The sequence below is a fragment of the Elioraea sp. Yellowstone genome (genome assembly GCF_006704265.1).
Taxonomy (GTDB): domain Bacteria; phylum Pseudomonadota; class Alphaproteobacteria; order Acetobacterales; family Acetobacteraceae; genus Elioraea.
In genome coordinates this window covers 1-649 of the sequence record NZ_VIKA01000324.1, presented here as the reverse complement: position 1 = coordinate 649, position 649 = coordinate 1, and the positions used below count along the sequence as shown (strand labels likewise).

Sequence of the window (649 nt, the reverse complement as noted above, 5' to 3'; positions counted from 1 at the left end):
AGCGTGTCCCGGGGCGCGGCGGCGAGCGCGGCGGGCGCCCCCCCCGCCCCCCCCCAGGCCGCGGCCGCCGGGGGGCGCACCCCCCGGCCGCGCGCCGGGGCGGGCCGCCCCGCCGCCGCCGGGCCCGAGCTTCGACATCGTGCGCGTGAACGCCCGCGGCGACGCCGTGATGGCGGGCCGCGCCGCGCCGCACGCCGAGATCGTGATCCTCGACGGGGCGAACGAGATCGGCCGGGTGAAGGCGGACGACCGCGGCGAGTGGGTGTTCGTGCCCGCCGCACCGATGCCGCCCGGCGGGCACGAGCTCTCCTTGCGCGCGCGCAACCCCGACGGCACGGTCCGGGAGTCGGCCTCCTCCGTGGTGCTTGTGGTGCCCGAACGCGACCGCGATGTCGCCGGCCGGCCGGTCGCGCCGGGTGCGGCGACGCCGCCGATCGCCCTGCTCGCGCCGCGCGAGGAGGGCGGCGCGCTGCAGGTGCTGCAGGCGCCACCCGCCGACCCGCTCCCGGCCGCCCCGCCGGCACCCGTCCCGCCGGCAGCGGTTGCGCCGTCGCCCGTCCTGCCGACACCCATTCCGGACGCCCCGTCCGCCGCGACCGCGCGCGTGGACCCGGCGCCGGCCCCGGACATGCGGCCGGCACCGCCGGCC

1 pseudogene is annotated in these 649 nt (G+C 82.4%); it reads left to right on the top strand.

What is annotated here, in order from left to right:
- Positions 1-139 precede the first annotated feature (139 nt).
- Positions 140-649, top strand: a pseudogene (locus FK498_RS18950) (hypothetical protein); the annotation flags it as partial.